This window comes from Shimia sp. MIT910701, from assembly GCF_047126315.1.
Taxonomy (GTDB): Bacteria; Pseudomonadota; Alphaproteobacteria; order Rhodobacterales; family Rhodobacteraceae; genus Shimia.
The window spans coordinates 1,399,723-1,412,245 of record NZ_CP138953.1 but is presented as its reverse complement, the minus strand read 5'-3'; the positions used below and the strand labels follow the sequence as shown (position 1 = coordinate 1,412,245).

Here is a 12,523-nt window from a genome sequence, read left to right as displayed (position 1 = left end):
AAAACGGCCCCGCCGTTTCAGGCGAGGCCGCTTCAAATCTCAAGCGATCATCTTAGCCGTTTGCGAGTTGATCTTTGACCATCGGGCCGACTTTGCCAAAATCCATCTGGCCGGTGTATTTCGCCTTCAGCGCGCCCATGACCTTGCCCATGTCACGGATGGACTCCGCGCCAACCTCAGCCACCGCCGCCTTCACAGCTTCGACAATCTCGTCATCGCTGAGCTGCTTGGGCAGGAATTCCTCGATGATGGTGATTTCGGACAGTTCCCGCTCCGCCAGGTCCAGACGGCCACCCTCTTCATAAGTGCGCGCGCTTTCCTGTCGTTGCTTCACCATCTTGGCGAGAATCGACAGGATATCCGCGTCCGACACACCGCTGCCGCCTTCTTCGCCTTCGCCACGCGCCGCAATGTCACGATCTTTGATCGCAGCCATGATCAGACGCAAAGTAGAAAGCCGGTCCGCCGCGCGGTCACGCATCGCCTGTTTCAGCGCGCTGTTGATGTCTTCTCTGAGTGCCATTCTTCTTGCCAATTGCTGTCAAACATAAGCATGCGACCTTATATAAACGCCTCGCGACTCGCAACCATCGCGTTTTTTGACCAAACCCTTTAAAATAAGGGGTCACTGAGAACACACATCTGCTTGACGCCCGCCGCCCAGCGACATATGCATCTGCCAATTTGCCAGCCGGAGACTCGCCCATGACCGCATCGACCCCCGATCACCCGACCGCCTGCCTCGCTCTTGCTGATGGCACTCTGTTTTACGGACGTGGCTTTGGCGCCACCGGCGAAACAGTGGCGGAGCTCTGCTTTAACACCGCCATGACCGGCTATCAGGAAATCATGACCGACCCGTCTTACGCGGGCCAGGTTGTGACCTTCACCTTCCCTCACATCGGCAACACCGGCGTAAACCCGGAAGATGATGAAACCGCCGATCCGGTGGCGGAGGGCATGGTTGTGAAATGGGACCCAACCGAGCCATCCAACTGGCGCTCCGTAAACACACTGTCTGACTGGCTCGCGTCCCGGAACCGCATTGCCATTGGCGGCATCGATACCCGCCGCCTGACCCGCGCGATCCGCCAACAAGGCGCGCCAGACGTCGCACTGGCCCACAACCCGGATGGCGCGTTTGACACCGAAGCGCTGGTCGCAAAGGCACGCGCCTTCTCCGGTCTCGAAGGTCTGGATCTGGCCAAAGAAGTCACTTGCGCTCAAAGCTATCACTGGAACGAAATGCGCTGGGCCTGGCCGGATGGCTACCCAAAGCTGACCGAGCCAAAGCACAAGGTTGTGGCTGTCGATTTTGGCGCCAAACGCAACATCCTGCGCTGCCTGGCCTCTGTGGGCTGTGACGTGACCGTCCTGCCAGCAACAGCCACCGCCGAAGAGGTGCTCGCGCACAACCCGGATGGCGTTTTCTTGTCCAACGGCCCGGGCGACCCGGCGGCCACCGGCGCATACGCTGTACCGATGATCCAAGACGTGTTGAAAGCCGACATTCCAGTGTTTGGCATCTGCCTGGGTCACCAAATGCTGGCGCTCGCGCTGGGGGCAAAGACCGTGAAAATGAACCACGGCCACCACGGGGCAAACCACCCGGTGAAAGACCACGACACTGGCAAGGTGGAAATCACCTCGATGAACCACGGCTTTGCAGTGGACGCACAGACCCTGCCCGAAGGTGTGGTAGAATCCCACGTCTCCCTGTTTGACGGCTCCAACTGCGGCATCCGCCTCGCAGACAAGCCGGTGTTCTCCGTACAGCACCACCCAGAGGCCTCTCCGGGCCCACAGGACAGCTTTTACCTGTTTGAGAACTTCGCCGCCGCCATGGCGGCGCGCGCCTGATCCACAGGTAGGGAAAACCCGACGTATGGCGACCCGCTCGCCATACGTTAACTTTGCATTAACCATACACGCACAGGCTAAAACAGTATGTTTTAGCGAGTTAGGTGTGCGGTATGGCCACCACGCCTCTTCAGCAGTCTCCCCAACGGCATCATCCGCAGGACGCGGCGCGGCTGCCTTTGGCCCGCGCGCTGATCGAGGCAGGCTTGGTCACCCCATGGCAGTTGTTCTTCGCCTTGCGTTGCCAATCGTCCTGGAATGCCACCCTCACCGAAATCCTGACCGCCCAGGGCTGGGTCACACATGCGGCTTTCCGCAGCTTCAAAGCCCGTACCGAAGACCTGCGCCAAGTCGATCTGACCCGCACGCCACCCTCAGAGTCGGCGGCGCATCTGTTGCCGCCCGCCTTCTGTCTCAAGCACAACGTGTTGCCTTGGGCCAAAATTTCCGGCACCGTCATTTTGGTCACCGGCCGCGCCGATCATCTCGATGACCTGCGCGCTGTTTTGCCTCCCCATCTGCGCGAGGCGCTTTTTGCGCTCACCGATGCCAAACAGCTGCGAGCCCATGTCGCCTTACATCACCGCCGCGCTCTGACCGAAGCCGCCGAGTCGTCTGTGCCGGAAGCGGAGAGTTGCCGCCGCTTTGCCCATGGCACCGCTCTGCGTCACTGCCTGTTTGTCAGCCTGTTGCTCCTGCTCGTATTTGCCGCCGTGCCCATCCCTAACCTGGCGCTGCACCTGCTTAACTGGTGGACCATTGTGACGCTGTTGGCCGCCACCAGCCTGCGCATCGCCGCCCTCTGCTTTCACCTCTGGCCCAAAGGTGGCGCCCCACCGATCCCTCCGCTGCGTTGGTCCGCCGCAGCGCCGTTTACGTTGCCCGCCAACCTGACCCGCAACGGCCGCCGCGCCCGATTGCCACGCATCTCCGTGATGGTGCCGCTATATCGGGAAACCGAAATCGCCACCGCCCTGATCCGCCGCCTCACGCGGCTGACCTATCCCCGAGCCTTGCTCGACGTGGTGTTGGTCCTCGAAGAGAAAGACCAGCTCACCCAAGCCACCATCGCTCAAACCCGCCTGCCCCGTTGGATGCGTGTGGTCGAGGTGCCCACCGGCTCCGGCATCACCACCAAACCCCGCGCCCTCAACTACGCCCTGCCGTTTTGCCGCGGTGAGATCATTGGCATCTGGGACGCCGAAGATGCCCCCGCGCCGGATCAGCTGGAGCATGTCGCCTATCACTTTGCCCACGCCGGTTCTGATGTGGCCTGCCTGCAAGGGGTGCTGGACTACTACAACCCCTACACCAACTGGCTGTCACGTTGCTTTGCCATCGAATATGCCGCCTGGTTCCGATTGGTCCTACCAACCCTCACCCGTCTTGGGTTCCCTGTTCCCTTGGGCGGCACCACGCTGTTTCTACGCCGCGACCTGATCGAAGAGGTCGGTGGCTGGGACAGCCACAACGTCACCGAAGACGCTGACCTTGGCATCCGCCTTGCTCGACGTGGCTATCGCACGGAGCTCTTCCCCACGATAACCAAAGAAGAGGCGAACTGCCATGTTATCCCATGGATTCGACAGCGCTCCCGCTGGCTTAAAGGCTACATGGCCACCTACATCGTGCACATGCGCAACCCGCGCCAGCTATGGCAAGATCTCGGCCCACGGTAATTTCTCGGCTTCCAGACGCTCTTTCTCTGTACAATCAGCCAGTTTCTTCTGGCGCCCTTCCTGTGGCTGCTTTGGGGGGCCGCCTTTGGCCTGCCTCATCCTCTGACCGACACGCTGCCACAAGAAACCCTGCTGATCCTCGTCGCTACGCTCCTGCTGTCCGGCACCACCAACGGCGCGCTCTGGATCACCGCCGTCCACAAGAGCAAACGCCCCCGGCTCTACCCGTGGATTTTGTCGATGCTCTTCTACTTCCCGCTTGCCACACTGGCCGCCTACAAGGGCTTGGTCGAAATGGTACTCGCGCCATTTTATTGGGACAAAACCAGCCACGGCAAAACCGCCGAGGCCGTCGACCACAGCACCTGTCACGCCAGCAACACCGACTGACTAGTCAGAGTTTTCCTGCTTCAGACGGGTCACAAAAGCCGTCGAAATATGCGCGCGCAAGGCCGCATCCGCCGCATCGCCATCGCGTGCGGTGATCGCATCCACAATCGCCTGATGCTCCACCAACGTGTCCTCACCGCGACCCTCCACCGCAATCGAGGTGGTCGCCATCAAAGCCATTGAGCGGTGCACCAGGTCCAGCTGTTGCACCAGATACCGGTTGTGGCTCGCCAGATGGATTTGCTTGTGGAACCGCCGATTTGACCGGGCGAGAGCGGAAGAGTCGTCCACGCGTTCCTTGTCCGCATCCACCATATCTTGCAGCACTTTGACCTCTTCTGTGGTCGCATGATGTGCCGCCAATCGCGCCGCCAGCCCTTCTAACTCGCCCCGCACGACATAGAGCTCCGCCATCTGGTTGTGATCCAACGAGTTCACAATCAGGCTGCGCCCATCTCGCGCCAAAAGCGACTGCGTCTCCAGCCGCTGCAACGCCTCCCGGATCGGGGTGCGTGACATGCCAAACCGCTCCGCCAGATCGCTCTCCACCAGCCGATCCCCCGGCTTAAAAACGCCCACATCAATCGCTTCCAAAATCAGCGTGTAGGCATCTTTGTTCGGGCGTGTCGTCTGCGACATGTGGCGCGATCCTTTATTGTCCTGCGGGCCAGACTACGCGCTGCGCCAATTGATGCAACCCCAACGACACATTGAAAAAACCCATTCCCCGTTGCGTCAGACCACCACCCCGCGTATCACGCCCGTATGCCAAAGCAGTCTTTCTCACATGTCTCCACTTGGGTGTTTGATCTCGACAACACCCTCTACCCGCCTGAAGCCCGTCTGTTTGATCAGATCGAGGTGCGGATGACCGACTATGTGATGAAGGCCTTGGGCGTGGACCGCCCCAAAGCCAACCAGCTACGCCAAGACTACTGGGCGCGCTACGGCACCACGCTCACTGGCCTGATGCGCGAGCATGACGTGGACCCGGCGCCCTATCTGGTCGACGTGCATGACATCTCGCTCGATCATCTGGAGGCCGACGGCCTGCTGGCGCAATACATCAAAGAATTGCCCGGCCGTTGCATTGTCTACACCAACGGCACCGCGCCTTACGCCGAACGCGTGCTTGCCGCGCGCGGCCTCGACGGGCTGTTTGATGCAATCTACGGCGTGGAACACGCCAACTTCCTGCCCAAGCCCGAACGCGCCGCTTTTGAGACCATATTCACGAAAGACGGCGTCGACACCAAAACCGCCGCCATGTTCGAAGACGATCCACGCAACCTGCAAGCGCCCCATGACATGGGCATGCGCACCGTGCACGTCGCCCCGGAACCGCTGGACCACGACCACATCCATTTTCACACCGACGACCTGCCGACGTTTCTGTCAAAACTGCGCTAAAAGTCGGGGCGGGCATCTCGTCGCACTGCGACAAGGTGCCAGTTTTAAAGATGCAGCCCGGATGCATATCTAATCCACTCGGCAGGAGAGCCTTTCTGACAGATCTGAGGGATCAGGGGAAGCGCGGCAGTGTCGTGTCCCACAGTGCTAACTCTTAGCGTTATCCTCCCTGTTCCCCGCGTCCACCCCGGCGCGGGCCCTGTAAAGGAATGTCCTCATGATCCTCGCCTCTGCGTCTGACATTTCCACCCCAAAAACCAAAACCAAACTGGACCCGGCCACCTGGGTTTGGGCCGGCATCGCCCTGCTCGTGGCGCTTTGGGGCACCTCGATTGTCCTGTTCGGTATTCCCGGGCTCTACATGCCTGCTGTGGCCCTGGTCCCTGTGATCTACCTCGCATTGGTGCTGATTTCCCGAGGGTGACATTTCATCCCCTTGGAACCGGTTTCAGCCAGGCGTAAGGTGCCGCGCAGGAGGCCTTTGCCATGACTGAGACACCCCAAGTGGACATCCTGATTTCCGGCGGCGGCATCGCCGGATTGACTGCCGCCGCCGCCTTTGGCGCTGCCGGATTTTCCGTGCAATGCGTCGACCCGGCCCCGCCCGTGACCGAGCGGGACGCCGCTGGTGCGGACATGCGCACGACCGCCTTCCTGCAACCGGCCCGCACGCTTCTGGAAGAGGCCGGCCTCTGGCAACGTCTCGATGCCCACGCCGCCCCGTTGCAAATCATGCGCATCGTCGATGCCGGTGGAGAAGTTGCCGAGCCGCGCATCGTGAAAGACTTCGACGCCTCCGACATCTCCGAACAGCCCTTTGGCTGGAACCTGCCCAACTGGCTGTTGCGCCGCGAAATGATTGCCCGACTGGAAGAGCTGCCCAATGTCGATCTGCGCATGGGCTGTGGCACCACCACGCTGTTCACCCGCACACATGAAGCGCGCGTCGGCCTCTCCGATGGCAGCCAAACCCGTGCCCGTCTGGTGATCGCCGCGGATGGCCGCAACTCCCCGATGCGCGAGGCCGCAGGCATCGGCACCAAAACCACGCGCTATGGGCAAAAAGCCCTGGCGCTGGCGGTGACCCACCCAATCCCCCACGCCAATGTCTCCACCGAAATCCACCGCTCCGGCGGGCCTTTCACTCTGGTGCCACTGCCCGACCACAACGGCATGCCGTCGTCGGCTCTGGTTTGGATGGAACGTGGTCCGCGTGCCCAAGAACTCTTCGCAATGGAGAAGGCCGAGTTTGAGGCCGAAATGACAGAGCGCAGCTGCGCTCTCTTTGGCCCCCTCACGCTGGCGTCCAACCGCACCATCTGGCCAATCATCTCGCAATCCGCCGACCGGCTCTACAGCCAACGCCTCGCGCTGGTGGCTGAGGCTGCCCACGTCGTGCCCCCCATCGGCGCGCAAGGTCTGAACATGAGTTTGGGTGACATGCGCGTCCTGCTGGAACTCGCCAAAGCCGACCCCGCCGATCTGGGCAGTGAGCGCATGCTGGAACGCTACCACCGCAAACGCTTCACCGAGGTCAAACTGCGCGTGAAAGGCATCGACATGCTCAACCGTGCCTCCATGGCCGAAGCGCAACCGCTACGCAACGCCCGCGCGCTAGGCCTCAACGCACTCTATTCGCTGGCACCGGTGCGCAAAACGCTAATGCAAATGGGGCTGGGCGTGCGCTGATCCATGCGGTCGCCCAATGCCTTCTTCAGGAATCATTGGCAGCTTCTGACCCTGACGCTGCTGATCACGCTCTTGTGGAACACCGACGTACTTCTGCCGCTGCGCATTCTCACGGTGTTCCTACATGAGCTCTCTCATGCGGTCGCCGCAATAGTCACCGGAGGCGAAGTCCTCAGCCTGTCAGTAAGCCCCAACGAAGGCGGTCTGGTCACCGCTCGCGGCGGCAGCCCATTCTGGATCACCTCCGCCGGATACCTCGGCTCACTCTTGATTGGCGCGGCGCTCTTTGTTCTGGCACTGCGCACCCATTGGGACCGGACCATCTTGGCGGTGTTCGGCGTCATCACCCTGCTGGTGGCAGCCTTTTATGTGCGAGATCTCTTTGCCCTTGGCTTCGCACTTGCCACCGGCGCGGCGATGCTACTGGCCAGCCACTACCTCAGTCTCGACATCAACGATATGATTCTGCGCACCATCGGGATCAGCAGCATCATATACGCACCCCTCGACATTTTTGACGACACCATCCGCCGCGCCCACCTGCGCTCAGACGCGCGCATTCTGGCGGAACAAGTTGGCGGCTCAACACTGTTCTGGGGCGGCCTCTGGTTGGTAATCAGCCTGGGGGTGATCGCCCTAACTCTGCGTTATGGATTGCCACAAAACAGCAATATCACCTTGCGCCGACAGACAGCGCGCTGACCCGCGCACGGCTATTTCTGCAAAGCAACCACCAAAATCAAACGGAGGCAGCGCCAAAAACGCCACCTCCGCAAAACAGTCGTAATACCGACGCGATACCGACGCGCTAAATCACCGTATCGAGCACATTTCGTAAACGATTTATTGTCGCGTCTACGTCGTACAATTTGTCCAATCCGAACAGCCCAAGCCGGAAGGTCATGAAGCCTTCAGGCTCATCGCAAGCCAGCGGCACACCGGCGGCAATCTGCATGCCCTCTGCGGCAAACTTACTGCCGTTCTGAACCCCCGGATCACTGGTGTAGCTCACCACCACGCCCGGCGCGCCAAAACCATCTGCCGCAACCGACTGAATGCCCTTGTCTTTCAGCATGTTACGCACACCGTCACCCAGGGCCCACTGCGCCTCACGCAGCTTCTCAAACCCGTATTCTTTGGTCTCCAGCATCGTATCACGGAACGCCCGCAGCGCATCTGTCGGCATGGTCGCATGATAGGCATGGCCGCCATTCTCATAAGCAACCATGATATCACGCCACTTTTTCAGGTCGAGTGCAAAGCTGTCAGACTGGGTATTTTCCAACCGGGCCAAGGCTTTATCCGACATCATCACCAGCCCCGCCGACGGCGACGCGCTCCAACCTTTCTGCGGCGCAGAGCACAACACATCCACACCCAACGCCTTCATGTCGATCCAGGCACAGCCCGACGCGATGCAGTCCAGAACCATCAGGGCTCCGACCTCATGCGCGGCCTCTGCCATGGCCTTGATATAGTCATCCGGCAAGATCACACCGGCGCTGGTTTCCACATGCGGCGCAAAGACAACCTGCGGTTTTTGCTTGTGAATTTCTGCCACAACGTCCGCAATCGGCGCAGGCGCAAACGGCGCTGTTACGCCATTTCCAGTTTGCCGCGCCTTCATCACAGTGCTTTCCGCCGCAAATCCGCCAGCCTCAAAAATCTGGCTCCAGCGGTAAGAGAACCACCCATTGCGTACCACCAGCGTTTTCTGCCCCGCAGCAAACTGCCTCGCAACCGCTTCCATGCCATAGGTCCCGCCACCCGGCACCAAGGCCACCGCATCTGCGTTATAGACCTCCTTCAACAGGTCGGAAACATCCCGCATAACCTGCTGAAAAGATTTGGACATATGGTTCAAAGACCGATCCGTGAACACCACGGAAAACTCGCTCAACCCACCGGGATCGACATCATGTGCCATGGGGAAACTCCTTATCATGTTACCTAAGGTCTACCGCAAAGTGGCGCGCCCACCAATCACCCAAAGCCTTCAAGACCCTTCGTCAATTCCATCAAGCGTTCACAGCGGTCCCGGCCGCCGTTCCTCACTGAGCAACACATTGGCCTCTACATTGCCCACGCCCGGTAACGTCATCACCCGACGCCGCAAAACCCGTTCAAAATCAGATATATCGCGCGCGGTAACCCGCAGGCGGTAGTCATACAGCCCCAGCACGTGCTCCACAGTTTGCACCTCGGGAATGGCCGACACTGCCCTCTCAAAATCCTCAAGACTCACGCGCCCTTTTGTGGCCAATTTCACCCCCAAAAACACCGTCACGCCAAAGCCGAGCTTCTCATAATCCAGATCCAGCTTTCGTCCCGCAAGCGCCCCACTGTCTTGCAACCGCTTGATCCGCCGCCACGTCGCCGGCTGTGATAACCCAAACCGCCGTCCCAACGCGCCTGCGTTCTGGGTGGCATCCTCCGCTAACGCTTTGAGAAGACTACGATCAATCTCATCCAACTCAATCATATCGGCAGGCTTTCATCAGATTTAATCCGCGCCACATGCATGAGCGAATCAATGTCAGCGATATGCGGCAGAGTCAGAATACGACTGCGATACACCTCCTGATAATGCCCCATATCTTTGGCAATCACCGACAGACGCACGTCGACACGTCCCAGAAACGTTTGAATTTCCGTGACTTCCGGAATGTCCCGCGCGGCCTCGATAAACTCATCAAACGCCCGCGATTGGGTCTTGTCCAACGTCACCCGCAGCGAGACTTCCACCGCATAGCCCAAGGCCTGCCAATCAATTACTGCCCTCTGCCCCCGCAGCACGCCAGCCTCTTTTAACTTCTCCACCCGCCGCGTTAGGCGAGAGGTTGTCAAAGACAAGCGATCCGCCAAATCAGGCACGGACTGAGTCGGGTCCGCCTGCATATAGCGCAGTATGCGCCGATCAAGATCATCCAGCATGAATTTTCCGAAATTTTACATCTACAAGAATGAATACACCCAACTATGTCAAAAATTCCAGCCAAACATGGTCGCTCTGCGCCGCGAAATTCGTATTCTGCCTCCAGACACAAATCAGAGGAGCGCCCACCATGCGCGTGTATTACGATCGCGATTGCGACATTAACCTGATCAAAGACCTGAACGTTGCCATCCTGGGCTACGGTTCCCAAGGTCACGCCCACGCGCTGAACCTGCGCGACTCGGGTGCGAAAAACGTTGTGGTTGCTCTGCGCGAAGGCTCCCCTTCCGCAAAGAAAGCCGAAGGCGAAGGCCTGAAAGTAATGGGCATTGCCGAAGCGGCTGCGTGGTGTGACGTGATCATGTTCACCATGCCCGACGAACTGCAGGCAGAAACCTACAAAAAGTACGTCCACGACAACATCAAGCCAGGCGCCGCCATCGCGTTTGCCCACGGCCTGAACGTACACTTCGGCCTGATCGAGCCAAAAGAAGGCGTTGACGTGATCATGATGGCGCCCAAAGGCCCAGGTCACACCGTTCGCGGCGAATATACCAAAGGCGGCGGCGTGCCTTGCCTCGTGGCTGTTGACACCGATGCCACCGGCAAAGCGCTGGAAATCGGCCTGTCCTACTGCTCCGCCATCGGTGGCGGCCGTTCCGGCATCATCGAAACCAACTTCCGCGAAGAGTGCGAAACCGACCTGTTCGGCGAGCAAGCTGTTCTCTGCGGCGGTCTGGTAGAGCTGATCCGTTGTGGCTTCGAAACTCTGGTCGAAGCCGGCTATGCCCCTGAAATGGCGTACTTTGAGTGTCTGCACGAAGTGAAGCTGATCGTAGACCTGATCTACGAAGGCGGCATCGCAAACATGGACTACTCCATCTCTAACACTGCGGAATACGGCCAGTACGTCACCGGCCCACGCATCCTGCCTTACGAAGAAACCAAAGCGCGCATGAAAGCGGTTCTGGAAGACATTCAGCAAGGCAAGTTCGTGCGTGACTTCATGCTGGAGAACCAGGTTGGTCAGCCAACTCTGAAAGCTTCCCGTCGCGCAAACGACGAGCATCAGATCGAAGCCACTGGCGAGAAGCTTCGCGGCATGATGCCATGGATCTCCGCAGGCAAAATGGTCGACAAAGCAAAAAACTAAGCGGGTCTTTGCTTGGGAATAGGGGAGCTTCGGCTCCCCTTTTTTGTTTCACATCAAACCATTCTCGGATCACTGGTTTGACCTTTCCCACCACCCTAGGCATGGTCCGCCCAAACCGTTGAGAGGCAAGGATATGGCTGACAAGAAAAACGACAGTGTGACCCTGTTTACGCCCAACTGGCTGCGCGCAGTCTTGCGCGGTGAACGACCAACCGGCGAAACCTTTTGGGTGGGCAACTACGGAACAGCGCTATTTCACCAGCCAGCGATGGCACTACTGTTGGTCCTGCCAATAAGTGAGGCGATCCCGGGAATATTGGCGGCCCTTCTTGTGTTGTATCAACTGGTTTTGACCCGCGCCGTGGCGCGCTCTCAGCCGGGCGTGCCAACGCCTCTGGGGTGGAAGATCGCCGGCGTTCTGGTCACTATTGGTCACGCCGCCCTCTTTGCAGCCTTGGCGCGATCTCTCTTTACGAGCGGCGCATGACCTCCGCACCGGACATCACCCTCAAAAGCTGGCTCATGGTCGCTCTGCTTGGGTTAATCTGGGGTGGCACCTTTATGGTGCAAAAGCTGGCGCTGGGGCATATGCCGCCCTTTTGGGTAGCAGCCGGGCGCATCGGCTTTGCCGCCGTCATTACAATTGCGGTCTGGCAACTGCGTGGCGGACGCATGTTCACAACCGAAGCAACCGACTGGCCCCGACTGGCCTTTGTTTCAATCTTTAGTGCCGCGGTGCCTTTCATGTTCCTGGCCTGGGCACAGCAATATGTGACCTCGGCGTTTACCGGCGTCTCGATGGCGGCTGTGGCGCTCTTTGTTCTGCCATTGGCCCACTTTTTTGTCCCCGGCGAGCGCATGACCCTGCGCCGAACGCTGGGCTTTCTTATTGGGTTTTCCGGTGTGGTTGTCCTGATAGGCCCCGCAGCCTTCGCCTCTACCGGCAGCCCCTTAGAAGGCTATGGGCGGATTGCCTGCCTCGCCGCAGCTTGCTGTTATGGCGTGTCGTCCATTATGCTGCGCAAACTGCCGCCACTTGATCCCGTTGGCCTTTCTGCAGCAACCCTGATCTTTGGTAGCTTCGTTGTGATCCCGATCGCCTTTGTGCAACACGGCCCACCACCTATGCCCCCATTGGAAGGGCTGGCACTGGTTGCCTTGTTGGGCCTGGTCCCCACAGCAGGCGCCAACCTGTTGCGCATCGTTGTGATCCGCAGCGCCGGTCCTGTGTTCATGAGCCTGACAAACTACCAGGTGCCGCTGTGGTCTGTGGTCTTTGGCGTGACACTCATGGGCGAGCCACTGCCAGGCTCCATGATCTGGGCAACGCTGCTAATTTTATCTGGCGTCGCTTTGAGCCAACTTGGGGCACTACAGCGCCTGTTTGGCTCAAAACCTACCTAAGGG

The 12,523-nt window shown here is 59.4% G+C and carries 15 protein-coding genes; 10 read left to right on the top strand and 5 right to left on the bottom strand.

Annotated features, from left to right (window positions below; genetic code table 11):
* Positions 1 to 52: 52 nt before the first annotated feature.
* Positions 53 to 523, bottom strand: coding sequence for a GatB/YqeY domain-containing protein (locus tag SIB38_RS06760; RefSeq protein WP_294117737.1), 471 nt, complete (start codon positions 521 to 523; stop codon positions 53 to 55).
* 182 nt (positions 524 to 705) lie between these two features.
* Between SIB38_RS06760 and carA the strand changes: the two genes are divergently transcribed.
* The 3 genes from carA to SIB38_RS06745 all read left to right on the top strand — a co-directional run bounded on the left by carA (position 706) and on the right by SIB38_RS06745 (position 3,929).
* The gene (carA, locus tag SIB38_RS06755; protein WP_412551665.1) at positions 706 to 1,860 is read left to right on the top strand and encodes a glutamine-hydrolyzing carbamoyl-phosphate synthase small subunit; all 1,155 of its coding nucleotides are present in this window, start codon (positions 706 to 708) and stop codon (positions 1,858 to 1,860) included.
* A gap of 113 nt (positions 1,861 to 1,973) precedes the next feature.
* Positions 1,974 to 3,539 (top strand): glycosyltransferase family 2 protein, encoded by a 1,566-nt coding sequence (locus SIB38_RS06750; protein WP_294117741.1) that lies wholly within the window; start codon positions 1,974 to 1,976, stop codon positions 3,537 to 3,539.
* Positions 3,540 to 3,779: 240 nt separating this feature from the next.
* The gene (locus SIB38_RS06745; protein WP_294117745.1) at positions 3,780 to 3,929 is read left to right on the top strand and encodes a hypothetical protein; all 150 of its coding nucleotides are present in this window, start codon (positions 3,780 to 3,782) and stop codon (positions 3,927 to 3,929) included.
* Here SIB38_RS06745 and SIB38_RS06740 read toward each other — a convergent pair whose 3' ends face one another.
* Complete coding sequence (locus tag SIB38_RS06740) at positions 3,930 to 4,568, bottom strand: GntR family transcriptional regulator (RefSeq protein WP_294117747.1); 639 nt, start codon at positions 4,566 to 4,568, stop codon at positions 3,930 to 3,932.
* 126 nt (positions 4,569 to 4,694) lie between these two features.
* Here SIB38_RS06740 and SIB38_RS06735 point away from each other — a divergent pair, with 126 nt between their 5' ends.
* From SIB38_RS06735 to SIB38_RS06720, 4 genes are all read left to right on the top strand, one after another.
* Positions 4,695 to 5,339, top strand: a complete 645-nt coding sequence (locus SIB38_RS06735) for a pyrimidine 5'-nucleotidase (protein ID WP_294117749.1) — start codon at positions 4,695 to 4,697, stop codon at positions 5,337 to 5,339.
* 217 nt (positions 5,340 to 5,556) lie between these two features.
* Positions 5,557 to 5,763 (top strand): hypothetical protein, encoded by a 207-nt coding sequence (locus SIB38_RS06730; RefSeq protein ID WP_412551664.1) that lies wholly within the window; start codon positions 5,557 to 5,559, stop codon positions 5,761 to 5,763.
* Positions 5,764 to 5,825: 62 nt separating this feature from the next.
* A complete protein-coding gene (locus SIB38_RS06725) occupies positions 5,826 to 7,028 on the top strand; it encodes a UbiH/UbiF family hydroxylase (protein ID WP_294117753.1) in 1,203 nt (400 codons plus the stop codon).
* Between the two features lie 3 nt (positions 7,029 to 7,031).
* Positions 7,032 to 7,730 carry a M50 family metallopeptidase gene (locus tag SIB38_RS06720; RefSeq protein WP_294117755.1) on the top strand — a complete coding sequence of 233 codons (699 nt, stop codon included), beginning with the start codon at positions 7,032 to 7,034 and terminating at the stop codon, positions 7,728 to 7,730.
* 106 nt (positions 7,731 to 7,836) lie between these two features.
* On the opposite strand, the gene SIB38_RS06715 is transcribed toward SIB38_RS06720, so the two are convergent.
* From SIB38_RS06715 to SIB38_RS06705, 3 genes are all read right to left on the bottom strand, one after another.
* Positions 7,837 to 8,955 (bottom strand): aminotransferase class V-fold PLP-dependent enzyme, encoded by a 1,119-nt coding sequence (locus SIB38_RS06715; RefSeq protein ID WP_412551663.1) that lies wholly within the window; start codon positions 8,953 to 8,955, stop codon positions 7,837 to 7,839.
* Between the two features lie 99 nt (positions 8,956 to 9,054).
* Positions 9,055 to 9,510, bottom strand: coding sequence for an Lrp/AsnC family transcriptional regulator (locus tag SIB38_RS06710; protein ID WP_294117759.1), 456 nt, complete (start codon positions 9,508 to 9,510; stop codon positions 9,055 to 9,057).
* Positions 9,507 to 9,962: an Lrp/AsnC family transcriptional regulator gene (locus SIB38_RS06705; protein WP_412551662.1), complete on the bottom strand. Its 456-nt coding sequence runs from the start codon at positions 9,960 to 9,962 to the stop codon at positions 9,507 to 9,509. The genes SIB38_RS06710 and SIB38_RS06705 overlap by 4 nt, the downstream gene beginning before the upstream one ends.
* 131 nt (positions 9,963 to 10,093) lie before the next feature.
* Here SIB38_RS06705 and ilvC point away from each other — a divergent pair, with 131 nt between their 5' ends.
* The 3 genes from ilvC to SIB38_RS06690 all read left to right on the top strand — a co-directional run bounded on the left by ilvC (position 10,094) and on the right by SIB38_RS06690 (position 12,520).
* Positions 10,094 to 11,116: a ketol-acid reductoisomerase gene (gene ilvC, locus SIB38_RS06700; RefSeq protein WP_294117762.1), complete on the top strand. Its 1,023-nt coding sequence runs from the start codon at positions 10,094 to 10,096 to the stop codon at positions 11,114 to 11,116.
* Positions 11,117 to 11,249: 133 nt separating this feature from the next.
* The gene (locus tag SIB38_RS06695; RefSeq protein ID WP_294117765.1) at positions 11,250 to 11,603 is read left to right on the top strand and encodes a hypothetical protein; all 354 of its coding nucleotides are present in this window, start codon (positions 11,250 to 11,252) and stop codon (positions 11,601 to 11,603) included.
* Positions 11,600 to 12,520 carry a DMT family transporter gene (locus SIB38_RS06690; protein ID WP_294117767.1) on the top strand — a complete coding sequence of 307 codons (921 nt, stop codon included), beginning with the start codon at positions 11,600 to 11,602 and terminating at the stop codon, positions 12,518 to 12,520. Before SIB38_RS06695 ends, SIB38_RS06690 begins: the two co-directional genes overlap by 4 nt.
* Positions 12,521 to 12,523: the final 3 nt, after the last annotated feature.